This is a genomic window from Paenibacillus sp. FSL K6-1330 (genome assembly GCF_037976825.1).
In the GTDB taxonomy this organism is placed as follows: Bacteria; Bacillota; Bacilli; order Paenibacillales; family Paenibacillaceae; genus Paenibacillus_AQ.
The window spans coordinates 5441328-5467267 of the sequence record NZ_CP150269.1; the positions used below are offsets into that span (position 1 = coordinate 5441328).

Below are 25940 nucleotides of genomic sequence, written 5' to 3' on the forward strand. Positions count from 1 at the left end.
CTTGCTCTTATGATGGCATATTTTCGGAGATACCACTAGAACCACGGCAGGCCTCTTTCGCCTCGGGCGTGGTTTACCCGGTAACGGCTAAACGTTCCCAGAATCCCAAACATCTCATCTCTATGATCGGTCTGCCCTTGACATCGGTATACTTTAGAAACATGCCATCTCCCTAACCATGGAACCATAAGGGAACTCGCCTAAGCAAGTATGCATCCTGGAAGAAACCATCCGTGCGAGGAAAAAGCAGCCGTTATGCAAATCAAAAACTGCCCCACCTTCTCAAAAGAAGATGGGGCAGTTTTACGGATGATTCATGCGGCCTAAATCGCCTGATTAGTCTAAATAAGCCGCCAGCCGGCTTACTTCACAACCAAACTTTCCTTGATCTTATCGTTGATCAACTGCCGCTTCGACAGCAGCCATTCCTGCTCCCTCGGATAAGTCTTAAAGGTGATTGGCTCTTCGAGCCCTTCCTCCAGCGCCTGCAGCACAGCCTCTCTGCCGATCTGCGTCTCCAGCAGCTGAAGCGCTCTCAAATCCTGAAGCGCTTCCTGAAATACCTTCAGTCTAATGGATTCAATCGGTCCTTCTTCACCAGGGTAGACCACAAAAGCATCCCCGGAAGGAAAACCGCAATCCGCATCCGTCACCTTGAACGGATCAATGGCGCGTTTCGAGTATTGCGAATTCCAAAAGTTATATCCCCAATGGAGAAATCCCTCGATATTAAACTTATACAGCTGAATCCCGATGATCCGGTTTCTTGCCGAAGGCAAATTGAAGAAACGGTTGGACACTTCCTTGTACTGGGAACAGCAATAATAGGTCCACAGTGGCGTTACCTGTTGATCCAGAAAAGGCTCAATGTGATTGCTGGCCGGAATCGGACGCTTCACCAGCCCCTGCTCATAGAACGAAATATCGGAGAGCGCGTCAATGATCGGGTAATCCGGCAGCAGCTCGTTCATCAGCCGGCTTGCATGACCGTAAGCCTCCAGATGGGACTCGGATGGCTCATCGGATACATGGAAATAACAGCGCTGCTCAAGTCCCCGGCTTTCAATCCAACCGGTGAGGGCCGGTATGAATTGTCTGATGAAGGCATGATACGCTTCTCCGGTTGCATCCGTCTCCCATCCGAACAGCTTCTCAGGCTTTCCGTTCACGTTAGCGATAATCTTCGGCGCATGCCCGGCTCCCCACTGGGTGAAAAGATGCGAGAATTCCAGGTACTGAATCCCATTAGAATTACACAGGTCTGCCCAGCGGTCCAGCTTATCAAACCCAAACGCATATGTTCCATCCTGGGTAACAGCCACGTCAACCAGTTGCACCGTTGGCCGTTCTCCGCCCACTTCTGTATCCAGCGGAGGCGTAAACAATGGGGTCAGGATCATATTGATGCCATGCTGAGCGGCGGTCCGCATAAATTGACCGATCAACGTCCAATGCCGTTCACTAAAAATCTCCACCTCGTAGTAGTTCGCCAAGCAATCGGCATGAAACCATTCCGTATGAATCAGCGTCTGGTCCGGCAAGGCTGCCGGAATCACTTCCAGTGTGAATACCTCTTCCCCAAGCGACTCCCCCGATTCCGCTTCAAAACGAAGCTGGATTTCATATGTACCGCCCTTGATCTCACCCTCAGGCTGTACCGTAATCCATAGACTTCTCCACTGGTTCGGGCATCCGGTTATCACAGGCTCTGATGTCAGAGGCAGCAGCGGGTCCGGATACAGCCCGGGCGTAGCTCTTAAGATAAACTCGTCATGATCATAATATGTAGGCATCTCCGATGGAACCAGGCCTACAGAACGGACGGTAATCCGCTCGCTCAACTCAGATTGCAGATGAACCCGGATGTTTTTCAACAAGCGATTGGAACGGTAAGCAACTTGAAACGAGTACGTCTCATTGCCAAACGACGACCCTCTGTCATACGAGGCTTGGGATAGTTCTTCATCGGCAAATACTTTGGACAAAGAGCTCAACAGCCGGGTCTCAAATGATACGGAATGACTCATGCAGGTTACACCTCTCTACAATGAAATGGGATACTTTCACGTACATCTTACACTAATCTGGATGAAACGGAAGGTGAATTTTGCGTTTTCGAAAAAAAAAGGAGCCACCGCTCCTTTGCGGTGGCCGCCTTATTATGGCTCCATACCGGAATTCCGCGAAGATGCTAGAATTCTCCCATCAATCCTGCGAGCTACAGTATACTTCAAAGCCGGACAGACGCGGACACCATCTCGATTCCAAAATGGTAAGCCTGATATATTGAGCCCGTACAGCGGGAAAGCGGCAAATGCGTTTGCGCCCGACATAGAAGAATGAACGGGGATTACCAACACTTTTTTGGAGTACGGAAGAAAAACAAGTCGAAAGCATCACGACTTCCATAGCATTTACACCGCCCATAAGCTATGGTAATTATCCTTGTCTTAAGCTGCGGCAACAGAGGGAGATCAACCGACTATAGACCGAAACTACGGATTTGGAGGAGTCGGCACTGCTGGTTCTCCCTCGCGGCCAAGCCGCCGGCTTGCCGTTTCCCTGCGTCCCGTCGCGGGGACATGGGCCCCCGCTTTTGCCAAACCGAACCTCGGCATATTGTTGTACAGACATTCATATTGTCCTTCCGGAACCAAATAGGTTTCGTGGAATATCCCTACGTCCCCTCCCGTTCCAATCTTGCGGTTGAAATCCCGCCATGCCTTCAGGTGATTGGCTCCGTGACGGGCGTAATGCTCCAGGTGTTCGAAACTCCTCCAATATTGAATAAGAGTAAGCCCCTTGCCGGAAAAATGATAGGTACCGTCCATGAAACCGAGCTCATCCTTGTTCCGGTACAGCTCCTGAAGCATCGGGGACATGGCATTCATGACAGGCAGCCACTTATGGACCGCCCACCACTTGTTAATCCGAAACCCGATCACGAATACAACGAAGGATCCTTCCATGTGTGCGGTATATCGACCTGGAATGACTTTGCTCATACCTGTTCACTCCTCTTCCTTTATTTCTAGCAGACCAAGATGCGTTTCGTAAAAGCGACTGATTTCGGTTGAATTATACAATTGCGCCGTCAGAAACGCGCCATAAAAAATGGTGAAACAAATCTGCACAGCTTGCTCCAAGGTAAAAGCTTTGTTCAGCCTTCCGGCTTGCTCCTCTTCCTTCATGAACTGCTGGAACAAATCGTACATGTTAGGTGACTTGCTTCCCGCTTCCTCGTGTCCGGGAAAGAGCAGCGATACTTCCGCAGAGCTGAGCTCCGGCATGCAGGGCTGCATGTTCTGCTCCGCGAGAAAGGAGATCAGGCTTGGCATCATGCCTGGCCTCACTTGATGCTCATTAGCCACTTGGGACAACAGATGCCGGAAAGCCTGAAATCCCTTTTTCCCTTCCGTATCGATCTCGATAACCCGTTTGGTCAGCCATACCCGCATAAAATAAATCAGCAGATCCTCTTTGTGTTGATAGAACTTAAAAAAAGTGACTTTTGAGATTTCGGCTCGCCTGCAGATGTCCTCCACCATAACCTGGCTGAACATCCGATCGCTCATCAAGGATAATGCCGCTTCATACAGCGCGATTTTGTTCTTGGCTTTTTTTAACTCCCTTAATGGGATATCCGGATCCATTGTGATAGCCCCCTTAAAGTTAACTTATGTAAATAAATTAACACGAGTTAATTTATTTTGTCAACACAACCATATCAAATAGCAGACAGACAAAATACCCCTAACATCAGGCACGCTGATGTTAGAGGTACGGGATACTTACACTCTGTCTTTTGAATATGGGCTCTCTTCCTTTACCAGTACATATCCCAATCTTTAAAGACCCTCACTAAAGCTTCGAAATAGAAATAGTCCCCCCAGATGCAGCATTCGTCGATTCCGTTGCCGAGCGGCTTTCCGTACACCGCATGCTGCAGAATACCGTTGGATCCTGGGAGCGATACCGTAGTATATCGATCGCTTAATGACCCCAAAACGCGCAGTGCCGCGTTCTCGTACGTACGGCGCCGCGGGTGTGAGAGCGGCAAATGCTTTGCCAGTTCCAGCATTCCGCATACCGAAATGGCTGCGGCCGAGCTGTCCCTCTCTTCTTTTCCTTCGGTGAATATCAAATCCCAATAGCACACATAATCCTCAGGCAGCCGATTCAAAAAGTAATTCGTTACCCGCTCCGCATCATGCAGCAGCGATTCTTCCCTCATATATGCATAACTGAGCGGTAAACCATAAATGGCCCAGGCCTGACCGCGGGACCAGCATGAATGATCCGCATATCCTTGGGACGTTTGCCCAAACCTTGGTTCTCCGCTCTCGACATCCATATAATACGTGTGATACGTTGAGGAATCCTCGCGGATCAAATAACGGGAGGATTGGTGCGCATGGCTTATGGCGGCGCGCCGATACTCCGGTTTGCGGGTTTCCTCTGTCGCCCAATAGAGCAAAGGCAAATTCATGCAGCAGTCGATGATCATTCGGCCGCGCTGTGAAGGCTGGTCCAGCTTGCCCCAAGCCTGAATGATCCCGGCTTTCTCGAAATACCGCTCCATCAACAGGTCTGCTGCGGCCAAGGCAATCCGTCTTGCTTCCTCATTCCCGGTCAGCTTATAGGCGGCAACGCAGGACAAGGAATACAAAAATCCCAGATCATGCGTCTCCGTGGCGATGCGCTGCTCCACGCGCTCCTTGTAGCTGTGGAGCTGAAGCTCCGCAGTCGACCGGTACTTGGCATCTCCCGTGACTTCATAAGCAAGCCACAGCATCCCGGTCCAGAATGACGAGGTCCATTCCGTGTTGCCGATTGCCTCGTAGATATTATCGCGGCTGGCAGGAGACGGAAAACAATTGGAGAACGTGTCTAAATTCTGATCGATCCGATGAAGAACGAATTCGATGGCGGCTTCGGTCCTTTGCTGCGTCCATGTCGTTACCTCACCGTATTTTAAAGGTTCCTGAATCGCTTCCATTTCTGATTGGCCACTCCTCTCTGCGTTCAACGTTATTGTCCGCTAGCGCTCACCCGATATTTGCCGGGGGTGACCCCCTCCAATTTCTTGAATGCCCGGATGAACACGACATCATTGGTATAGCCGACCAGTTGGGCCAGCTGCGCATTGGTCAGTTCCGATTGCTCCATCAATGTCTTCGCTTTCTCAATTCTCGCTCGGGTAATATAGTCGGTGATATTGCATCGATTCATCTTCTTAAAGAAACTCGAAATATATTGCGGCGTCATGCCGAAATGATCGGCGATCATACCGAGTCCTAAATTATAATCGGTTAAATTCCGGTCAATGAATGCCATCATATCCTGCTGCAGCTGGATGCTGTGATCGCTGTGCTCCGTATGAAAGAGACGGGTCAGCTTTTCATACAACCGCTTGGTCTCAGCCTGCATTTCATCGCTTGTGGCACAACCGAATATATGCTTTACAGGGTCAAAGTTCGGGCCCAGCAGGCTTTCATGATCCGTGTTCGTCAAATTCAGTATTTTCAGAAATGTGCTTATGATATTGAAGAACAGGCATCTGCCCAGTTCAGGGGTCATGCCCGCCGAATTAAAATTCATCGTATAAATATTGTCCAGCAGCTTAGCGACGTTTTCCTTATCTCCGCCTCTCACATGATTGACAAGCTGCGTCTCGAATTCGATCGGATAGTAATAATGATGCTTAATGTCCCGCACATGACCGAAGTGAATGATGGAATTTCTTCCGCTGAACATGCGGTAATCCAGAGCGGCCATGGCTTCGAGATAAGCACTGCCGATGGTTCCGTTTCCTGTGTGTATGCTGCTAACGGCAATGGTCACGGAAATGTGGAAACGGTCCTCCAGTATACGGAGCAATCGCTCTGCAATCTCATGAAGGAAGAGCTCGGCATCCGCCTCCTCAACCGGATGGAAATTGACCAGGAACGCTACCCGGTCGCGTTCCATATCGACGGCGAATCCCTGGTGACCCGAATTCGCAATGTCCGTGCCGATATTGGAGACAATAAAGCGGATTTGCGTCCAATCTTGCTCCGATGGTTCCGGCGACAGCCTTGTAATATCCACTGCCTGAACGATGATGACTGCAAACATATCGGACCTGAAGTGGATGCCCATGCCCACTAATGACGGCCCTCCTTGATTCTCCGCATGATCCGGATCGATGTACCCCCGAATGAGCCTTGACAGAAAATCAGCGCGGATGACGGGCGTTTGCCTGAACAGTCGCTCTCTCAGATGCCGCTGCTCAACGAGCGAGCCTTCGATCGTTTGCAAAATGAAATCATATTCGTTCGCGGCCGGCTTATCCTGAATCGGCTTTCCTTGAAGAATGGCATCAACCACCCGTTTGACGGGACTGTATTGTCGGTATGCAAACCAACAAGCAACGGCTGCTCCTGCGACAAGCGAAACGACAAACACCGTCAGCGCCATTCTCTTCAGTTGTGCTACTCGTTCCATGACACTGTCCATCGGCATGACGGATACATACTGCCAGCCGGACTCCTTGGATTCCGTAAAAGTGATCATGCTGTCCGTGCCATTTAATGCTGTCTTGAACAATCCCGATGGTCCGGCTAGTCTTTCCGTCACCTGCACGGACAGCTCCGAGTCCGAGGAACTTGCGATCACGCCCCGTTCCTTATCGAGGATATAAATCTCGCTGTCGTTGGCGTACTCGATTTGCCGGAACATTTCTTGAAGCTGCTGCCCATCGATCATGATAACCAGCGTTCCGCGGATATTAGACACTTCATGAAGCGGAAGGGATTGCGCATAAGTGATCACATTCGCCGGGTTGCCATTTCCTTGGTTCGGGTCCTGAAGCAGCACATCGGAGGGCAGAAATGCCTTGTTATGATAGCTGCCAAGCAACGTCCGCTTCCATGTATCAAAGTCCATATGCCCAAACCGGTAATACTTGTCGTAAAAGGTTCTTGCATCCGTCCGCAATCCAGGCTTCAAAATGACGTCTCCGGCCTGCAGATGAACATAGTAGTCCTTCACGAATCCGCTTACAAAAGATTGATAACGATTTAAGTAATCGCGGACGAATTCTACCTGGCGGTACGCCCCCCCTTGATCATGCCGATCAAGATTCAGCAAATAAGCCAGTTTGGGGTTAAACATAATTTGCTTGGCCAAAATATCCACTTCTTTAAGCTTGCTGTCCATGGAAAGCCGCAGCTGCTCCAGCATCGCCGAATTTGAACGCTCCGCATTGTTTTCCATCACGTTTTCCACCCGTCCATATAGAAAAAGCCCTACGGTCATAGGCAATAAAAGGATGAGCAAATACGAAACGATCATGGTTTTCAAGACGCGTCCCCGACTGCTCTTTCGCTTGCCGGGAAGAAGGCCGGGTATCGAGATCATGACGCATTCCTCCAAGAAAATGTATGGAAAAGCCTATTTCTTGAATCCTTCGCCAAACGGACTAGCAAACCCTTTAATAATTTCGGTCACCCCAAGAGAGACGCCCCCCCCCCCCCCCCCCGTTAAAAGGAACGCTTAAATTTTGGGTACATCGGGGTATTAAAACACCTGAACTAATCGTACCGAACGAAGCTTCACGGCAGCCGCCTGCCAAATTTCCGGTCCGAAAGGTTTCGGCTTCACAAGCTTGGTCGATAAGGTCAATGCATACGTACCTGGATTGTCAATGACGATTCGCCCGATCGATGACTGAACCTCGGTATACGGATGCTGGCAGGATATGGAGTCGCTGACGACCTTATCCTCTTGAGGAACACACACAATCGTCTGCTCTGCTGCCTGTACGGTGACTTCATGATCATATTCCTTTTCCCAAACGGCATCGGATCTTTTAAAGTTGACGAGTTTGACTTCATATATGCCAGACGACGACGCCTTAAAGGTCCACCGGGCCTCGTTCATCCCGTTGCCTGTCGTTATGTCCGACAGTACAAGATCCAAATGAATGGCGCCCTCCGCCTGTTGGATAAAACTCCGATCTACATCGATCCTGCCCTCGACTTCCAATGCAATAACTGATACGTGATCTTCCGGAGGAAGCTCCGGCAATCGGATCCGCATCGCGTGATGGTCCGTTTCCGGCCGATAGCTCTGTTGCACGGGAAGACTGCCTGTACTCGGGTCTGTGAGCAGATAAGCTTTTTTAACCGTATTTCTCACCCCGTTCAATAACAGTTCTTCCGTTGGCCAATAGCGATTGTACACATGGAGAAAGAGCGTATTTCCTTTCACCGTAATCGCCCCCCATTCCAACTCGTAAGGGAACGGGCTTGCGCTTGTGCCGTAGACCGCCTCTCCATTTCGCGCCAGCCAACCGCCAACTTCCTCCAGGCGTAGAGCGGATTTTTCCGGAATTATTCCTGTTTCCGTAGGGCCGACATTGAGCAGCAGATTTCCTCCCTTGCTTACGATGTGCACCAATTTTCGGACCAAAGCATCCGTCGATTTCCATACTTGATCCTTCGTGCTGTACCCCCACGATTGATTTAGGGTCATCGGCGTCTCCCATTCCCTTGTTTCCTCGCCATGCATCGGGATTTCGTTATCCCCCTTGGATTGGTAGTCTCCGAAATCAGGCCAATGGCTTACCCTGCTGTTAATCAGGCATTCGGGCTGAAGCTCGCGGATCATGTTCACCATCGTTTCGCTCTCCTTCTTCGACAATCCGCCGGATGTGTCGAACCAGAGCAGGCCGACCGGACCGTATTCTGTCAGCAGCTCGCGTACTTGTCCCTTCGCTTTATGGTTCCAGTAACTGAAGAACGCCTTCTTCTCCAGCTCGTAGTCCCACAGATTGTTAAACGTATCATGGAGCGCATGCGGATGGTGCCAATCAATGACATGCGAATAGTAAAAGCAGAGGCGGATTCCTTCCTCCCTGCAGGCCTCGGATAATTCCTTCAACACATCCCGGCCGAATGGAGAAGCATCCACGATATTGAATGGGTCCGTCCGTGAATGGTACATGGCGAAGCCATCGTGATGTTTGGCTGTAATGACGATATATTTCATGCCTGCCCTTTTGGCGCAATTCACCCAAGCTTTGGCATCAAACTGTGTCGGATTGAATTCCTCGGCAAGTTTCTCATATTCCTTTACCGGTATTTTGTTGGCATACATGACCCACTCCCCTTTGCCGAGCAGCGAATATACCCCCCAGTGGATGAACATGCCGAATTTGGCATCCTTCCACCACTGCATCCGGTTCTTCCTTTCCGTTACGATCTCTAATGAGTCAGCCATCGTTCTCCTCCTATTCCTTAATGGCGCCGATCAAAACGCCTTTGACGAAATATTTTTGCAAAAACGGATACAGAAGCAGGATCGGCAATGTGGATACGATAATCGTTGCATATTTTATGGTGTCCGCGATCGCCATCCGGTCTCCCGAGGCTTCCGTCATCATGCTGTCCGTTGTATTGGTTATGAGAATTTCCCGTAGCACGAGTTGGAGCGGGAATAGCTCCCGGTCCCTTAGATAGATGAGCGCCCCGAAGTATGAATTCCAGTGCCCCACGGCATACCATAGAATCATGACGGCGATAACGGGCATGGACAGCGGAATAATAATCCGGAACAGAATGATCAGATCGTTCGCACCGTCGATTTTTGCCGACTCCTCAAGACTAATCGGGACGGACTGAAAGGCGGTCCGCATAATGATCATATTGAACGTGCCAATCATCCCGGGGATCAGCATCGCCCAGATCGTGTTCAGCATCCCCAGGTTATTGATCAGCAGATAAGTCGGAATCAGGCCGCCGCCGAAAAACATGGTGATGACGATCAGCATCATCAAGAGATTTTTGAAGTACAGGTTTCTGCGGGACAGCACGTAAGCACCGATCGCCGTGGCCACCAGATTGATGGCTGTACCCGCCGCGACGTAGATCAGCGTGTTCCGATATCCCGTCGTAATCATCGGATTGTTAAACACCGCCTTATAGGCTTCGAAGTTAATGTCAAGCGGAGCGAACAGCAGCCCCCGGTGTTGGGCCAATGAAGCGGGATCGCTGAACGAAGCGAAGGCAACATACACGAACGGATATAAGGTGACGAAGCAGAGGCCCGTCAGGATCAACGCGTTCAAACAGACGAAGGTTAACTCTCCTGCGGATCGTTTGTTAGCCATGAACGCCCTCCTCTCTACCACAGTTTATGTTCGCTGACCCGCTTGCTGATCGAGTTCGCGAGTACAAGCAGGATGAAGCTGACGACCGAATTAAATAATCCAACGGCGGTCGTGAAACCGTAATCCGTCTCCAGAACCCCTCTACGGTAGACAAAGGTCGAGATCACGTCTGCCGATTCATAAGTAAGCGGGCTGTACATCAGCAATACTTTTTCGCTGCCAACACTAAGCATGGAGCCCATATTGAGAATAAAAATGATGATGATCGTTGGCAGCATGCCCGGCAGCGTGATGTGCAGCATTTGTTTCCACCGGCCTGCCCCGTCCATCTTGGCAGCTTCGTAAAGGGTCGGGTCAATGGTGGTGATGGCGGCAAGATAAATGATCGAACCCCAGCCTACGCCTTGCCAAATGCCGGAGCCGACATATATCGTACGGAACCAGCTGGCCTCGCTCATGAACGGAATCGATTCGATGCCGAAAAAGCCCAGAATCTGATTCACCAAGCCATCTCTTGCAAGAAAATCGAACATGATCCCTGTCACCACGACGATGGATACGAAATGCGGCAAATATGATATCGTCTGAACCGTACGCTTAAAAAGCCGGCTGCGGATTTCGTTCAGCAGCAGGGCAAGAATAATCGGTGCCGGAAACGCGAAGATAAGCTCATAGACATTGATCAGCACCGTATTGCGCAGAAGGCGTTCGAAATAATAGCTGTTAAAGAAATTGCGGAAATGCTCAAATCCGATCCACTCGCTTCCCCAGATGCCATCGGCAATACTGAAATCTTTGAAAGCCATCAAGAGACCGTACATGGGTCCGTAGTGGAAGACGGCATAGTATAGAATAACGGGAAGCGCCAGTATATAAACGAATTTATTCCTTCTCAAATCGTTCGCAATCGTTGTCCATTTCCCTTTGTGCTCGAAGGGATTATCCTGGGTTGCAGACAAACGAATCCCTCCCTCCAAATCAATTTATATTGCAGCGCCAGGAGCGGCGGAGACTGCAGATTTCTGCCGCTTCAGGACGTTTAACCGTTTACCGATTACCGTAACGCTCCAAGGCTTTTTGCTGTATTTCCAGAGCTTCGGCAAGACCCATGGATTCAATGGTTTTCACATACTTGTCAAACTGATCCAAAGGCTCGGCGCCCATGACGAACTTCAAGTACATCTCGTCCTTGTAAGTGTTGATGTCCGTCATGATTGAAGCATAGCGGCTGCTCTCGGATTGGGTCGGCGTTGTGCGCGGCATTTTCTTTTCCATGGTCGGCTCTGCCCAGATGATCTTGGACTCCAACTGATCCGGCTCGGTCGTGTATTGTTGATCGAATCGTATATCAAGCATGAACGGTCCGCTGAAGGTTGCGCGGTTATGCTTGGACATGGACTGGATCAATGGCAGTCCGGAAGGATCTTTCAATACTTCGGGCTTAAATATCGGCTTGCCGTCCTCCATCGCGTAGCTGACGCCCTCTTTTCCGAAATTAAACAACAGGGCGCCTTCCTCGGAATAGCCGTAATCCAGCCACTTAACCGTTTCAATCGGATTTTTGTTGCTGGTGGTAACGGCTGCCCCGATTCCATTAAATGCATAGTCCTTATATCCCCAAATCTGCTTATCGCCTTGGTTCATCACAGGATAGGGGGCTGCCACCAATCTGAAGTTCGGATCTTTATCCTTCATCAGCGTTCCATACTTGCCAATCCCGCTGCCGGTGTATAGAATCGCTGATCCGATTTGCCCGCCCGTAATCTTGGCCTCCAGCATTTTCTCATCGGTCGTCGCAAAGTCCCGATCAAGTAAGCCTTCTTTGTACCACTGGTTCATGAGCGTCAGGAATTCCTCGAACCTCGGGTCCGTCGGGCCGTATTTAACCTGTCCTGCCTCTTGGTAAAATCCGGCATTAATTCCCCATGCCCCGAGAAAAGCGGTCGTTGTATCGACATCTCCTTTCGTCAGATACAAGGGAATCTCATCCGCCTTGCCATTGCCATTCGGATCTTGTTCCTTAAAAGCCTTCAACACGTTGTACCATTCATCAATCGTTGTCGGCATCGAAAGCCCCAGCTTATCTAACCAATCCTGCCGGACCGTCGGTCCGAGAAATACCTTAAGCTTGTCGTCGGTGCGCAGGAACGGGAACACATATATGCTGCCGTCATCGGTCGTAATTTCCTTCTTCCACTCCGGATGCTCCTCAAGCACCTTTTTAAAGTTCGGGGCGTATTGGTCGATCAAATCATTGAGTTTGATGATTTTGCCGTCCTTGATCGCCTTCTCCGGTCCCCCCGGGTAACCGGCCCATGAATACTCGATCACGTCCGGGAGCTTATCCGAGGTCATCATGAGGTTGAACTGCTCCGTAGCCTGCTGGCCCTGCGGAGGATGCTGAAAATCCACTTTCACCCCGGTTATCCTCTCCAGTTCCTTATAAGCCTCGATTTCGTTATAACTTTTCATCGTAGCGGACACTTGGCTAACGATTTGCACCCAATACGTCAGTTCCGATAGAACCGGAGGGGATTCCGGGTCCAACGCTGCCTCCGGTTGTTCCTTGGCAGAGCCGCCGCAGCCTGCTGTTATGGCGATGGTGGCGGCAAGCAAAACCATCCAGAATACTTTAAACCTGTTGACCTTCATTATCATTTGCCTCCCTTTTCATTTGCATGTTGTGTGAACTTCTGGTTTGTTAAGCACCACCTTACTGAACATTCTGGCGATTGAACACTGCCGTGTTTTCTAATTGTGCAGTATATTTTTAAGGCAGTACATTGTCTATATTTAATCTTGGACTGATTTATTTAACGATAGATGGTCATTAAAGAGTTCAAGGGCGGCCGAATCGGCCGCCCTTTTCATCAATATAAGCTGCTAGGAAGCCGAGCTGCGGCTTCGGATGTAGTCTATGTCTCCAAGAAGAAGCTCCGCGAAGCCGGAATCGATATGCTTGCCTTGCTGCGCTTTGATGGCATTCTCCAGTGAAGTCAGCGCATCTTCGATGGCTTCGCTTCCGGCCGGGTACTGCTGGAGATCCGCGATTTTGGCCAATAAGCTTTGGGAGATGCCATGATTATCGATCCAGCCCTTCTCTTCCCCTGCTCTCACGATATCGTCGAGCTGTTCCTGATCGACAACGACTTCGAATGGGTATTCGCGAGCCGTGATATTCCCGGCTGCATCTTCGGCCGTAATCCGAAGGGTGTGCGGTCCGGCCGTTAGCGTTAACGCTTCTACAACCAGCGTATCAGGAGCTTCCTTACCATCCAGCTCCAAGGCGATATTGGATACACCGCTTAATGTGTCCGAGATTTGAGGCGAAATGGTGATATGCTCGGTTTGGTATACGGACTGGGTCACGTTTGCCGTGATTTCCGGCCCGGTCCGGTCGATCTTCACCGTCTTGGAAGCCTCGTCGCTGGTCACGCCCGACATAGCGGCCGCTCGGGCATGTATCGTTGTCTGGCCTTCCGCTTCGACAAGTATGGGAGCCGTGTAATCCGTCCATTTGCCTTCGGATCCGATCTTGTACTGGCTTCGCATACCCGCCGCTTCAGCTTCCGCTGTCATGGCAACGGTGACCTTCACCGATCCACGGTTCCATTCGCCGTCCGTGTCGGCCTTGATCTCGGGAGGAGCGTTCAGCGTATGCGTCTCCCTCAGCCGCCACACCTCCTGCGAAGGCATCGGCAGATTGAGGGCGTCAAGGCGGGAACGAACTTCTTCTTTGGAATACGGCAGCGCCCATTTGTCAAAGAACTCCGTCAGATTCTCGCCTGCGATTGTGGATGCCATGACCACAAACGTATCGATTTCCTCTTGGTTCGTCGCAGGCAGCTGCGATGCCGGCAGCTCCCGGTACGCCTTATGAAGCTCAGCGTAGAAATCCCATCCGTAAGCTAGCGACAGCTGACGGAACATCACAAGATAACCGAAGAGATCCAGCTGGCCCGAACTGCCGAACGACTTGTTTGGTATGTCGCTTTCGATATAATCAAATGCGCGGTCGTAGAAGTCCTTTCCTTCCGCGTTCCGAATCAATAAGTTGCTGCTGTTGCCGAATTTTTCTTGGACATATAAAGAATAAATATTAACGGTAATTTCGCCCGTTACGTTCCAGTTCCAAGCTCCTTGCTGATATTCGTGGCCGGTCTCGTGCCAGAAGCCCCATCCTCCCTGAGTAACTCGGGATATGTCCACGGCATGGCCCGCTGAAGGATCGATGTGGAACATGATGGGATAGCCGGCATGCATATAACCCGCGCTAATCTGTCGATCCGCAACATAACGGAACGGAAGGTCTATACTCTTATGCGGCAGCGGTTGATTCGGGGAAAGCCCTGCGACTTCCTCTGTGTAATCCACGATCGCGTCCCACTTCTCCAATAATTGCTGCGGATCTCCAAGCTGCCTGATATACTCGGACGGAAGCGTCAAGATCACTCTGCGTCCTTGAAGTTCTGACCATGGGGAAGGATAATATCGAATCGCGTCTTCCCATTCGTCAGAAGAGGTCTCACCAAGGATATAATACGGAGCACGAACTCCCCCGCTGATTTCAATATTCTTCTCAACGCCAGGCTGCGGCTTGGTCGGAATCAGGTAAATCAGGCCGCCATACGGGCTGCGAATCCGATTTTCACCCGGAAGAAGCGGCTTTCGCTGCGTTATGACCGGAGATCTTTCCCATTCCGTTTTACTTGTCAAATTGTCCGTGTGTGCCCCAACCTGCACATCCAGATGCTGCGTGCCTTCAGGGACCTGTACCGTCACCCATTCCCCGGCCGGCGCGTATATCCCCGTGCTGATCCAATTCTTTGGAACCGTCCCTTGACGTAAATAGTCAAAGGTTGAATAATCAAAATCCACGTGAACGGATTGTCCCGTCACTCGCGGGGCGTCCGCCGGAACGGCTCCAGGAAATTGATCGGCATAAGGGGATTTGGGGGCCGTCAGATCATTGCCGATCCGCCCTAATTGAAAAGCTAACAAAGCACTGGTATAGGGCGCCTTGGAACGGTCCAGCGGAAACGTAAGCTGGGACTCCAAATCGCTGGCATCCTGCTCGATCACGGCATACAGCGGACTTTGAGGGGTGATGCTGCTGACGGTTCCACCAGTCACTGAAGCGATGACCTGCAGCTTCTTATCCGCGCCGGCACCAGGCCGCCCGACGTTCACCTGATCCGGCGACAGCGTTCCTGCCTCAATCGCTTCGGCCTGCTCCAGCAGCTTTAGCGAGTGGTAATTGGCGGATTGCTCCGTCGTCAGTTTAGGCAGGGTTTCCGTTCGAGTCGATGCCGTATTGTTCATTAAGCCGAGGCCCATCCGGTTCAAAAGACGCTGTACCGGGAAGTCCTCACTGAGCCTACCCGACCGGCCTTCATATGCATTCCCGAGAAAGACATGCGGATACTGCTCCATCACCCAGCCCTTTAAGGGAACAACGACATGACCGCCTTGCGCGACGTAGTCCTCGAGGACGTCGACCTCACTATCCTTCAAGGTGCCGTCAACATAAGCTACGGGGTAGCGGGACGGATCCAAGTGCTCAGGCGTGAATTGCTCCAACCGGACCAGATCGATCGGCACATCGGTTTCGATGGTATAATTCTTCCACGTTGCCGACAACATGGGCAATCGGCCCTTGCCTTCCAATGCCTCCTGATAGGTCAACGTCTCGGAATCCTCGGTCAGCCACAGGAGGATGTTACGGGCCACCGTCTTCCGCTCATCGGTAATATCGGAGGTAAACTTGAAATAGGAATCGTCACCTGCAACAACGACTTTGCCTTTTCCGTAACGGGCAGCCGCGAGAATCGGCGTCGTATCGGGGTTCACCGCCAGGACGAAGGCTTGATCTCCGATGGCAGCTACTCCCCCGTTATACGTGGCCGACACCGTCGGATAACCGGACAAACCCTTGTAAATAACATCAAGATCCTGTTGAGTCGCCATATTCGCGGCGGTGTTCGAGTCTAATAAATGAACATCAGCCTGCTCTGTCATACCATCGGCCGCCATCAGTGTCTTTCCTGCTGGCGGAACGGCCACAAGCGCGCACGTAACTGCCAATAACAGCTTCAACCACTTTTTGGTGTGGAAACCCATAGTCAACCGTTCAACTCCTTTGTCGATGATTTCGTAATTAGCAATGAGAAACGAATAACTTCGATTCCACCTCCCCTGCGATCCCTTTCTCCCCACGTCCTAAATATAAAACGGCCGCCCGGAACACCATACAGTCGATTTTTAAGATCGGACTGTATTTTTTCCGGACGGCTCTGCCTTTTTTTAATATTCGGTTGACGGTAATCAAGCGGTGTGCCTGTTTTTGATAATCAGCCCCTGGCTGCGGCATCCGCATAGAAGATAATCGTGTAAAATTTCGTTGTTTCATTACCAGGATTCACGTACCGATGGGGCCGGTTAGCCGAGAAATGCACGGAGCTTCCGGCAGGCACGGTGTAGCTTTCGTCTTCTCGCCAGAGCTCCAGCTCCCCCTGATGCACAAAAATATACTCCTCAACGCCATCATTATGAGCTTCAGATCCGTGATCGCAGCCCGGATCCATTATAACCATGTAGGACTCAAATTTAGTGCGCAGGTTGTAGGAGAACAAAGGGTATACCCGGTACGCGCCTTCAGCCTCGTGAAAAGGCTCCACGTCCTCCGGTGATACCACGGTTACTTCGGTTTCCGCCTCTTCGATGAGCGTGGTGAATGAAATACCGAGGCCGCTAACGATGCGCCACAATACAGAGATCGTCGGATTGGAATCCCCCCGCTCGATCTGTCCCAGCATGGCTTTGCTTACACCGGTCAACTCGGCTACGTTATCGAGGCTGAGGCCCCGTGATTTGCGGATGGCTTGCAGATTTCTCCCTACCTTTTTATGAATGGGTTCCAAGTGTAACCATATCCTCCTTCTGAAACTAAGCCGTTAACTGATCTTGCTCTGATCCGCTTGCGGCTTCTCCATAAGCTTTGACACCATATCATCGGTCATATGGTTCAAATCATATTGTACATCAAATCCCCATTCTTCGCGTGCTGCAGTTGCATCGATGGAATCCGGCCATTCGTTCGCAATCGCCTGACGGACAGGATCCACGTCATAGTCGAGGCTGAAATCCGGTATATGCCGGCGGATGCTAGCCGCAATCCCCTCAGGATCGACACTCATCGCCGTGACATTAAAGGCGTTACGGTGCTTCAGCTTGGACGGATCAGCTTCCATCAATGTCATGATGGCGGAAATCGCATCCGGCATGTACATCATGTCAAGGTAGGTCCCTTTATCAATATAGGAAGTGTAGCTTCCATTGCGGATGGCCTCTACATACATCTCAACCGCATAATCCGTCGTTCCCCCGCCCGGAGGCGCAGAGTGGGAGATCAGCCCTGGAAAGCGCAATCCGCGGGTATCCACTCCGAATTTATGGTAATAGTAGTCACATAACAGCTCGCCCGAGACCTTGCTGACTCCATACATCGTTAACGGGCGCTGCACCGTGTCTTGCGGCGTTGCTTTTTTCGGGGTATCCGCCCCGAATGCCGCGATGGAGCTCGGCGTAAAGAACTGGCAGGATAATGTCCGTGCCGTCTCGAGGGCACTTAACAAACCGCCCATGTTCAGGTTCCACGCCAGTGCCGGATTGGATTCTGCCTTGGCGGACAACAGGGCTGCAAGGTGGATAATCGCATCTGCTCGGTGTTCTTTAGCCGCTTCGTGGAATGCGTGGTGGTCGGTTACATCTAGTATTCTGAATGGTCCTGATTGGACCGTTTCATGATGGATTTGGCGAATGTCCGTTGCGAGAACAGCTTCTTCACCGTATATTTGCCGCAATTTCACCACCAGGTCTGAGCCAATCTGACCGAGCGCACCGGTTACCATAATTCGTTTCATCACTTGTGCCCCCTTATTAGATCAGACCCAACTCGCGTCCGATGGTTTCATATGCGGAAAGTGCGCGATCCAGCATCTCCTTCGTATGAATGGCGGTTGGCATATTCCGAACTCTTCCCGTGCCTTTTGGTACCGTCGGGAACACGATCGATTTGACATACACGCCTTCTTCGTACAATCTGGTGCTGAATTTCTGGGTGGTTGTTTCATCTCCAATAATGCACGGCGTAATCGGAGTTTCGGTACGACCGACAGAATAGCCAAGACGCTTGAGTCCTTCCTGCAGATAACGGGTGTTCTCCCACAACTTCATTTGCAGATCTTTGCTGTTCTGCAGGATATCGATAGCGGTAATACAAGCGGCTACGGTGCCTGGAGGCAGCGCCGTGGAGAACAGGAACGGCCGGCTGCGGACCTTGAGCCAATCCACCAGATCCCGTGATCCAGCAACATACCCGCCGACAACGCCAACCGCCTTGGACAGCGTGCCGATCTGAATATCTACCCGCTCCGACAACCCGAAATGCTTCACCGTACCTGCACCGCCGCCAAGAACGCCAGATCCATGAGCGTCATCCACATAAGTAATCAGATCATAGGTTTCGGCGATCTCCACGATTTCGGGGAGCTTCGCAATATCGCCATCCATCGAGAACACGCCATCGGTAATGACCATAATTTTGTTATATAAACCGGATTCTCTCGCTTCTTGTGCTTTCGAACGCAAATCGTCCATGTCCGAATGGTTAAAACGAATAACCTTCGCCTTGGTCAATCGGCAGCCATCAATAATGGACGCATGGTTGAGCTCATCCGACAAAATCGCATCCCCGGCACCCATCACAGCCGAGATTGCCGCCATATTGCAATTGAAACCGGATTGATACGTCAGCACCGCCTCGGTTCCCTTGAACTGGGCAAGCTTCTCCTCAAGCTCTACATGAAGTGCAAGCGTTCCGTTAATGGAGCGAACAGCCCCGCTTCCAGTCCCGAAATCGGTCGTAGCCCGGATCGCCGCTTCTTTCAATCGCTCATCATTCGCCAGTCCGAGATAGTTGTTGGAAGATAAATTTACGAATTCACGACCCTGAATGGTAATAAGCGGGCCATTCGGACTTTCAAGAGGCTGGATCGTATTATAGAGTCCTTGCTCCTTGAGTTCCGTTAGATTATCCTGTAAGAAAGCGCTTAACGATTGACTGGACATTTGAAATTCCTCCCGTGAATCCGAAGTATCTTAACGTACATATCATTTACCATTCCATTGTATGCAAAAAGTCACACGCATGCAATATCCTGTACAAAAATATGTTATATTGCATAATAGATATAAAGAAGCCCTGCTTCCTCAACTGGGACAGCCCCGAACCTTATCCAATAATATTAAAGAGCCATGATTTTCGCGGCGATAAATGAATTAAGGCTCTTGTCACCCGACAGAAGCTGATGATGATGATGTCGGATGACGGACACTCAGCCGATTCCTTCCTCTTCATTTCCTTCTTTAATCTCATTATTCTTCAATTCTAAAATCCCATCATAGGATGATGGGATTTTAGAATTGAATTTTGATACGCATTTATTATTTACGAACGTTTTCCGCGTTTTGGTGGCGAGATCCCTAATTCTGTCAGTGAACTGCTGAACAGTTTGAATATTTTTTCTTCTGTTCGTTTGCAAATTTCCCGAACTGTGATGATGATATCACAGTGATCGCTACCAGGCCCGATAGTTAATTACTCGTTGATTAGATAACCTGCATTGAGCGATGGCCTTCTCTGCAGTGTTTAGGTCATTTCCCCAATAAACCGAATATCGAAACTCATAAAAACCTCCCAACGTCGCTTTGAAATTCGTCTCCCAGAAATTGTTCAATATCCATGAGTAAATCGCTCTAACTTCGTTACGGTTCTGTTGACCTTGTAGCAACCGGTCCCCAAAAACAAGCGGGCCGAGCTGGACTAAAGGGGTATCCGGCATAGCGATAGCCAAGCCTTGCTCTTGGCCGATCCATCCCAATCCGTTTTGAATGCAATAGAAGTCAAGTCCTGTACCGGGAATTTGGTCAATCCCCGGCCGCATGAGCGCACCCGCTTTCTCTAGCCAAAGCTGGGCGTGTGGAAGGGAGAACGGCAGCGGAATATACACATTCTCCGGTTCCCAAACACTGTCTTTATGCAAGCGTATCGCCACATCCACTCTTGGCTCATGGGCATACACCGTCAGCCGCACCACGTAATGGCTCATCCCGACCGATTCGTACTCCTGCTCTATTGTGATCCACAGCGGACCGCGTTCCACTTCAAGTGCATGAACAAGACGGCCTACGTGCCTCTGCACGTTCATTCCTTTCCGGTTCCGTCCCATTCTCGTACGTGTCTTGCGGATCAGACCATGGTCTTTCACCGGCGTCACTTCGTAGACAGGAGCAAAAGCTGAGTGCGGAGCCGTGATATCGATTAGATTGATCCCTGACCGTTTGTCAATCCATGAGACGATGCCTTTCCCCGCTTCCCAGGAGATCAAGACATGTGCGCTCTCAACGGAGTTTTGGGTCACGCAGAAAGATTCATCTTCTGAGCGAAAATCGCGAATATCCTTCACTCGATCCGAGCCGGTTAAGGCAAAGCTTGAGGTCGTCTTCCCATTCTCGGCGGAATGGGGAACCAATCGGAACGTTCTTTCTTCCGCTGCCATCAGCGTGATCAGAATGGACACCTCTGTTCCCCGGCTGACCTGGCTTACTTGATGGACTATGACGACGTCAGTCCGACCTTCCTCCCTAACCTCAAAGCCGTTCCGAATCAACGGAAGCTCCCAATAATCCAAGTACATCCTTGCGATGACCCGGATATCGTGCTGGAACGGATTGATTACCTTGTAGCGCATTGACCGCCCGGGTGCGAGCATGGCTTCGCCCTTGGATTCCAATACGGCGTCAATAGCGGTATGGACAAGCCGGCTGGCATTGGCCGCATAGGCCTCCTTGCGGGCACCGAGCGATTGCACCATAGGATTCCAAGGCTCGGTAATAGAATGAGAATATCCCCAAGTATGCTCTGCATACAGAGTAAGCTGTTCCTCCATCTCCCTAACAGCTGCTTCGGGAATGATGCTGTTCACCGGATCAAGTTGAACGAGAAGTTGGAAATTGCGCTGTGCATCCCGGAATAGTTGAGTGTGTGCGGCAGTCGACGCAACACCGTCCGACCACCAATCTGGCCAGTCGCCGCGGTAGACGGGAATTTCAATATCCGTCTGCTGCCTAAGCTTTGCAAACAGGTCCGACAGAGTCGTCATTTGAATCGTAACCACATCACCGTGGACCTCATTCCATTGATGGAACAAATCCATAATGGAGCCGTTAGGGGGAGCGTTGTCTACAATGATTCCGGAAAGTGCAACCGGAGCGAAATCGAAAGGATACCCTTCTTTCTCCAACTGGCTCAAATAGCGCATGATTCGAGCCTCCATCACCTCCCAGTGATTGTTCACGATAGGCGGAGTATGAAACTCGTCACGAATGATATAGGAATGAAGCGCATTCAGGGCTAACCCCAGGTCATTGCCAAGGTTATAATGGTCGCCGTTCCACACAAGCAGCCGCTGGCCAGAAGGGGCTTCCCACCAAAACGGCGTCTGCTTTTGTCCAAGCGGAAACATGCCATGATGCGTATGGATGCAGGACAGTAGGTTATGTATGCCTGCATCTAATAAGCATTGCGCAAACCCCCAACTGTATCCATTAATATCGGCCGTCATAGCTGAGTCCAGCGTAACGCCGATAGAATTGGCGTAATTCGTGGAGCGCTTGATCATTCTGGCAAGCAGGTCTGCATCAATAAGTTCGGTCATATTCAAGTAAGTGCCGGACAATGAAATGTCCCCGGACCGGACGTAAGCTTGAAACACCTGCGCCTCATCGTCGGTTGCCTGCGCCAAAAACCGTTCCACGGGCCAAAACGTTTCACAAGTCCATTTAAAGCCTTCCCAATTGCTCTTCTCGCCTGACTTGATGCTGCTTAGGATTTGTAGGGCTTGCTTAATAAAATGAACGTGAAACCGTTCGATCTTCTCTTGACGTTCGGTGTAACCGATATCCGTATGGGAATGATGGATAATGTCTAATGTCCACTTTCGGGTTGGCTTCTTCATATGCGGTTTCGAGCTCCCTCCCTATTCCTTCACGCTTCCCATTACCAGGCCGGTCATGAAATATTTTTGCAAAAACGGATAGACAGCCATGATCGGCAATGCGCCTATAAAGATTTGCGCCGCACGTGTAGTCCGATCCGAAATCTCCGACAAGGTTTTAACATCCTCTGCGCGCATGTTAGCGAAATCCTGTTGAATGATAGCAGTCTGCAAATACGTGGCGAGTGGGTAATCACTTGGCGAGTTCACGAGCATAAGACCATCGAACCAGGAATTCCAGTGCCCGACGATTGTAAACAGCGAGACCGTCGCAATGGCGGGCATGGACAGCGGGAGATATATTTTCCACAGCGTTATCCAATGACTTCCTCCATCCATGAAGCTCGATTCCTCTAGCTCCTTGGGCAGTCCCCGAAAAAAATTGAGCAGCAGAATGACGTTAAACACGGTCACCGCCCCCGGAATGACTAGTGCCCAAATTGTATCCATTAAATGGGTGTATTTGATCGTCAAGTACCATGGAATTAAACCGCCGCTGAATAAGATCGTTATTACAAAATACCAGGCATAAAAGGTCCTCATCCGAAAATCCTTCGCTTCTTTGGAAAGCGCGTAACCCAGCGTTACGGTTAAAAACATACTAATACCAGTACCCAATATTACCCGCTGAATGGAAATCAGGAATGACCCCAGAAAATCTTTCTTCTTCAAAATAAATTCATAAGATTTCAGTGAGAATTCGACCGGCCATAGCTTGACTAGCCCTGCCGCTGCAGCGCTGCTGGAGCTGAATGAGACGGCAATGACCTGGATGACTGGAAGGATGCAGAGCAATGAGAGCGCGATCAAAAATATAAGATTGCAAATATTGAATAGGCTCCGCGTTACGGAGGCGTGTTGAATCATTGTGTTCCCCCCCTATTCCAGTTAAAAAATTCGGTAATTCGCAAACCGGTACGCCAGCCAATAAGACACCGAGATCAGCAAAAAAGAAACGAACGATTTCAGTAATCCAATAGCAGTTGCCGGACCATATTGGGCATCTGAGACACCGATGCGGTAAATCAATGTATCCAGAATATCTCCGCTTTCGTAGACTTGAGGACTGTATAAGTTAAACACTTGGTCGAAGCCTGCATTCAACACGTTGCCTAGGCTTAGCGTGGCCATTAGCACAACAATCGGGATCATCCCCGGCAGCGTAATATAGAGGGTTTGCTTCCAGCGGTTTGCGCCATCTATAGTGGCCGCTTCATAAAGAGATGGATTAATGCTTGTCAGCGCGGCCAGGTATACGATTGTGTTGAAACCGAATTCCTTCCACGTATCCGTCAGCACGAGCGTGATGGGAAACCATCGGTTATCACCGAGGAAGTATATAGGTTGGATGCCGAACCATCCAAGAACTTGATTGACGATGCCGTGCTGTAGAGAGAGGACATCGATGAGGATGCCGGCAAGAATGACCCACGATAGGAAATAAGGAAAATAGATTAAAGTTTGAATGCTGCGCTTCACAATCGTCTTACGGATTTCATTCAAAAGCAGAGCGATGATGATCGGTACGATATTGCCCATTATAATTTTCATCGTAGCAATGTAGACGGTATTCCAGATAATGCGGTATGTGTTCGGCATTTCCAGGACGTATTCCAGATTAGAGAGCCCTGTCCACTCCGAGCCCATAAATCCTTTGATCGGTTTGAAATCCTGAAATGCAATAACGTTGCCAAACATAGGAATATAGCAATAGATCAATACAATAACTAAGCTGGGAAATACCAGTATATGCAAAGGTAACTCGCGGCGCCATTTGCCCGTTTTCATCTGTCATCCCACCGTCCGGTTGTATAATAAAGATAAGGGAAGAGAAGTTGAAGATCATCTTTTCCCTTTCTTTTTTGGTCCTTTAATTATTTGGAGGTTGAAGCCCACTCGTTTACTTCTTTCGTAATTTGGTCGCCGCCGGATTTTTTCCAGTTTTCCACGAATTTATCGAATTCGTCCAACGGTGCGCCAACGATAATCTTGGTGATCATTTCTTTCTCCAGATTTAAGAGCGTCAACCATTTCAGCGTCATCGTCTGCGTCTGTAGGCTAGAGCGATATTCATTGGTATACAACAGATCTTTCTCTTTGTAATAATTCAGAACGGCGAATGAAGAGTCTGTCGGACCTGCTTGCCGAACCGTCGACCACTTCGTCTGATCTCCGTTCTTGAACGCTTGATAAGCTTCGTAGTCCGCTTTTTGCTCACCGTTTAGTGCTGACGGATCATTGGATGCTACTGCTTTTTTTAATGCCTCGTAACGTCCGGGAACATCCTTATCGGGTGGGAAGCCATAGACGAACGGCCACTTGAACGCTTCCAGCCGTTCCTTCGTCACCGGGTCCTTCGTCACGCTCCATTTGTCCCAATCGCCCGTTTTTCCGTAAAACTTCTCGAAGTTCGCGTTAAACATCTTGACTATAACTTCAGGATGCTTGAAATTTTTCTTCACAACATAGTAGGTACCGATAGGGAAGCCTACGGTTGGCCGAGCCGGTTTATTATCGATAGAAGGGATTGGATACGCTTTCCAGTCCATATTCGGATTCAGCTTGCGCGCATCATCGAATGGATAAAAAGGATTGGAGTTCGCCCCGAACGTAATGCCTAATTTATTCTGTCCGAGCAGTTCCGCCTCCTTGGCCGCGTCCTTCGCTCCGAATTCCTTATCGATTAATCCGGATTTGTACAGCTCCTGCAGCTTCGCAAGGGCCGGCTTCATCTCTTTCTGGATGCCCCCGTATGTCAGTTGGCCGGCAGCGTCCTTGATCCACATACCGTTCGGATAAGCGTGATACCCGTTAAAGAAGCTCAGCAGATCGGCGAAGCTGTCATAGATGTTTTTGTTCGCGGCCAATCCGACTACGCCTTCGCCGCCATCGCCATTCGGATCCTTGGTAGCAAAGGCTTCCATGATGGCGAACAAATCCTGCATCGTTTTGGGCTCAGGCAGATTGAGCTTCTTCATCCAGTCCGAACGAATCCATAGTACATTGGCGTTGGTAATGTTTCCGTTAAACCCGGGAATCGCCAGAAGTTTTCCATTGATCGTAGCCGAATTCATCGCCATACCGCCATCCTGCTTGGCCACATCCTTCAAGTAGGGGGATGCGTAATTCTCGAACACTTCTGTAAGATCGGCTAACTGTCCGTCCTCCGCCAGCTGCTTAAACTGCTTGGAGTTCACGGCCACAATATCCGGCAGCTCTCCGGAAGCGATCATGAGGTTCAACTTCTTGTTGTATGCGCTTTCATTTCCGCCAGAGCTGTCTGCAACCCAATCATAGATCAGGTTGATGCCGAACTCGTCCTTGTAAGTCCTTGTCCAGAGGTTATTACCGATATCCTCTCCCTGCGGGAATTTATAACTTCCATTAATCCCACGTACCGCATGGACATCAATAGGTGTCTCGTATTTCCCCAATGGACCACCAGCATCTACCGTCGTCTGTGTGTTCTTGCCGCCGGCAGGGGACGGACTGTTTGCTCCTTGATTGCCTGAATTGCTGCATCCCGTAGTTAGCAGGGCGGCACTCATGAAGCAAGCCATAGCCGTAGATACAACCTTTCGTCTGTTCAAACCAACTTCCCCCTCATCGTATAGTGTTGTATTACTCCCTTCCTCTGTATTATAGAAGGATGGTTTGTGCGCTATCTACTG

The 25940-nt window shown here is 50.2% G+C and carries 17 protein-coding genes; all 17 read right to left on the bottom strand.

The annotated features are described in order from the left end of the window. Positions 1-362 precede the first annotated feature (362 nt). The 17 genes from NYE54_RS24810 to NYE54_RS24890 all read right to left on the bottom strand — a co-directional run bounded on the left by NYE54_RS24810 (position 363) and on the right by NYE54_RS24890 (position 25859). Positions 363-2027 (bottom strand): DUF4091 domain-containing protein, encoded by a 1665-nt coding sequence (locus NYE54_RS24810; protein WP_339266912.1) that lies wholly within the window; start codon positions 2025-2027, stop codon positions 363-365. 468 nt (positions 2028-2495) lie between these two features. After that, positions 2496-3005 (bottom strand): DUF4188 domain-containing protein, encoded by a 510-nt coding sequence (locus NYE54_RS24815; RefSeq protein ID WP_215158737.1) that lies wholly within the window; start codon positions 3003-3005, stop codon positions 2496-2498. A gap of 6 nt (positions 3006-3011) precedes the next feature. Then, entirely contained in the window at positions 3012-3653 is a 642-nt protein-coding gene (locus NYE54_RS24820) for a helix-turn-helix domain-containing protein (RefSeq protein ID WP_339266915.1), read from the bottom strand. A gap of 173 nt (positions 3654-3826) precedes the next feature. Beyond that, positions 3827-4999, bottom strand: a complete 1173-nt coding sequence (locus NYE54_RS24825; RefSeq protein ID WP_339266917.1) for a glycoside hydrolase family 88 protein — start codon at positions 4997-4999, stop codon at positions 3827-3829. 32 nt (positions 5000-5031) lie between these two features. Then, complete coding sequence (locus NYE54_RS24830) at positions 5032-7401, bottom strand: helix-turn-helix domain-containing protein (protein ID WP_339266919.1); 2370 nt, start codon at positions 7399-7401, stop codon at positions 5032-5034. A 159-nt stretch (positions 7402-7560) separates the two neighbouring features. Then, positions 7561-9264 carry an alpha-L-fucosidase gene (locus tag NYE54_RS24835; RefSeq protein ID WP_339266921.1) on the bottom strand — a complete coding sequence of 568 codons (1704 nt, stop codon included), beginning with the start codon at positions 9262-9264 and terminating at the stop codon, positions 7561-7563. 10 nt (positions 9265-9274) lie between these two features. Continuing rightward, the gene (locus NYE54_RS24840) at positions 9275-10153 is read right to left on the bottom strand and encodes a carbohydrate ABC transporter permease (protein WP_076324101.1); all 879 of its coding nucleotides are present in this window, start codon (positions 10151-10153) and stop codon (positions 9275-9277) included. A gap of 14 nt (positions 10154-10167) precedes the next feature. Further along, positions 10168-11112, bottom strand: coding sequence for an ABC transporter permease subunit (locus tag NYE54_RS24845; RefSeq protein WP_339266924.1), 945 nt, complete (start codon positions 11110-11112; stop codon positions 10168-10170). An 88-nt stretch (positions 11113-11200) separates the two neighbouring features. Then, positions 11201-12805 (bottom strand): ABC transporter substrate-binding protein, encoded by a 1605-nt coding sequence (locus tag NYE54_RS24850; RefSeq protein ID WP_339266926.1) that lies wholly within the window; start codon positions 12803-12805, stop codon positions 11201-11203. A gap of 231 nt (positions 12806-13036) precedes the next feature. Continuing rightward, a complete protein-coding gene (locus NYE54_RS24855; protein WP_339273643.1) occupies positions 13037-16273 on the bottom strand; it encodes a M60 family metallopeptidase in 3237 nt (1078 codons plus the stop codon). A 230-nt stretch (positions 16274-16503) separates the two neighbouring features. Next, positions 16504-17073, bottom strand: coding sequence for an XRE family transcriptional regulator (locus NYE54_RS24860; protein WP_036660138.1), 570 nt, complete (start codon positions 17071-17073; stop codon positions 16504-16506). Positions 17074-17106: 33 nt separating this feature from the next. Next, positions 17107-18075: an NAD-dependent epimerase/dehydratase family protein gene (locus NYE54_RS24865; protein ID WP_339266929.1), complete on the bottom strand. Its 969-nt coding sequence runs from the start codon at positions 18073-18075 to the stop codon at positions 17107-17109. A gap of 16 nt (positions 18076-18091) precedes the next feature. After that, a complete protein-coding gene (locus NYE54_RS24870) occupies positions 18092-19282 on the bottom strand; it encodes a glycine C-acetyltransferase (protein ID WP_339266931.1) in 1191 nt (396 codons plus the stop codon). A 509-nt stretch (positions 19283-19791) separates the two neighbouring features. Next, positions 19792-22230, bottom strand: coding sequence for a glycoside hydrolase (locus NYE54_RS24875; RefSeq protein ID WP_339266932.1), 2439 nt, complete (start codon positions 22228-22230; stop codon positions 19792-19794). Positions 22231-22251: 21 nt separating this feature from the next. Then, positions 22252-23136 carry a carbohydrate ABC transporter permease gene (locus NYE54_RS24880; RefSeq protein ID WP_096776097.1) on the bottom strand — a complete coding sequence of 295 codons (885 nt, stop codon included), beginning with the start codon at positions 23134-23136 and terminating at the stop codon, positions 22252-22254. A gap of 21 nt (positions 23137-23157) precedes the next feature. Next, entirely contained in the window at positions 23158-24057 is a 900-nt protein-coding gene (locus NYE54_RS24885; RefSeq protein WP_216530264.1) for an ABC transporter permease subunit, read from the bottom strand. Positions 24058-24143: 86 nt separating this feature from the next. After that, positions 24144-25859, bottom strand: a complete 1716-nt coding sequence (locus NYE54_RS24890; RefSeq protein ID WP_339266935.1) for an extracellular solute-binding protein — start codon at positions 25857-25859, stop codon at positions 24144-24146. Positions 25860-25940: the final 81 nt, after the last annotated feature.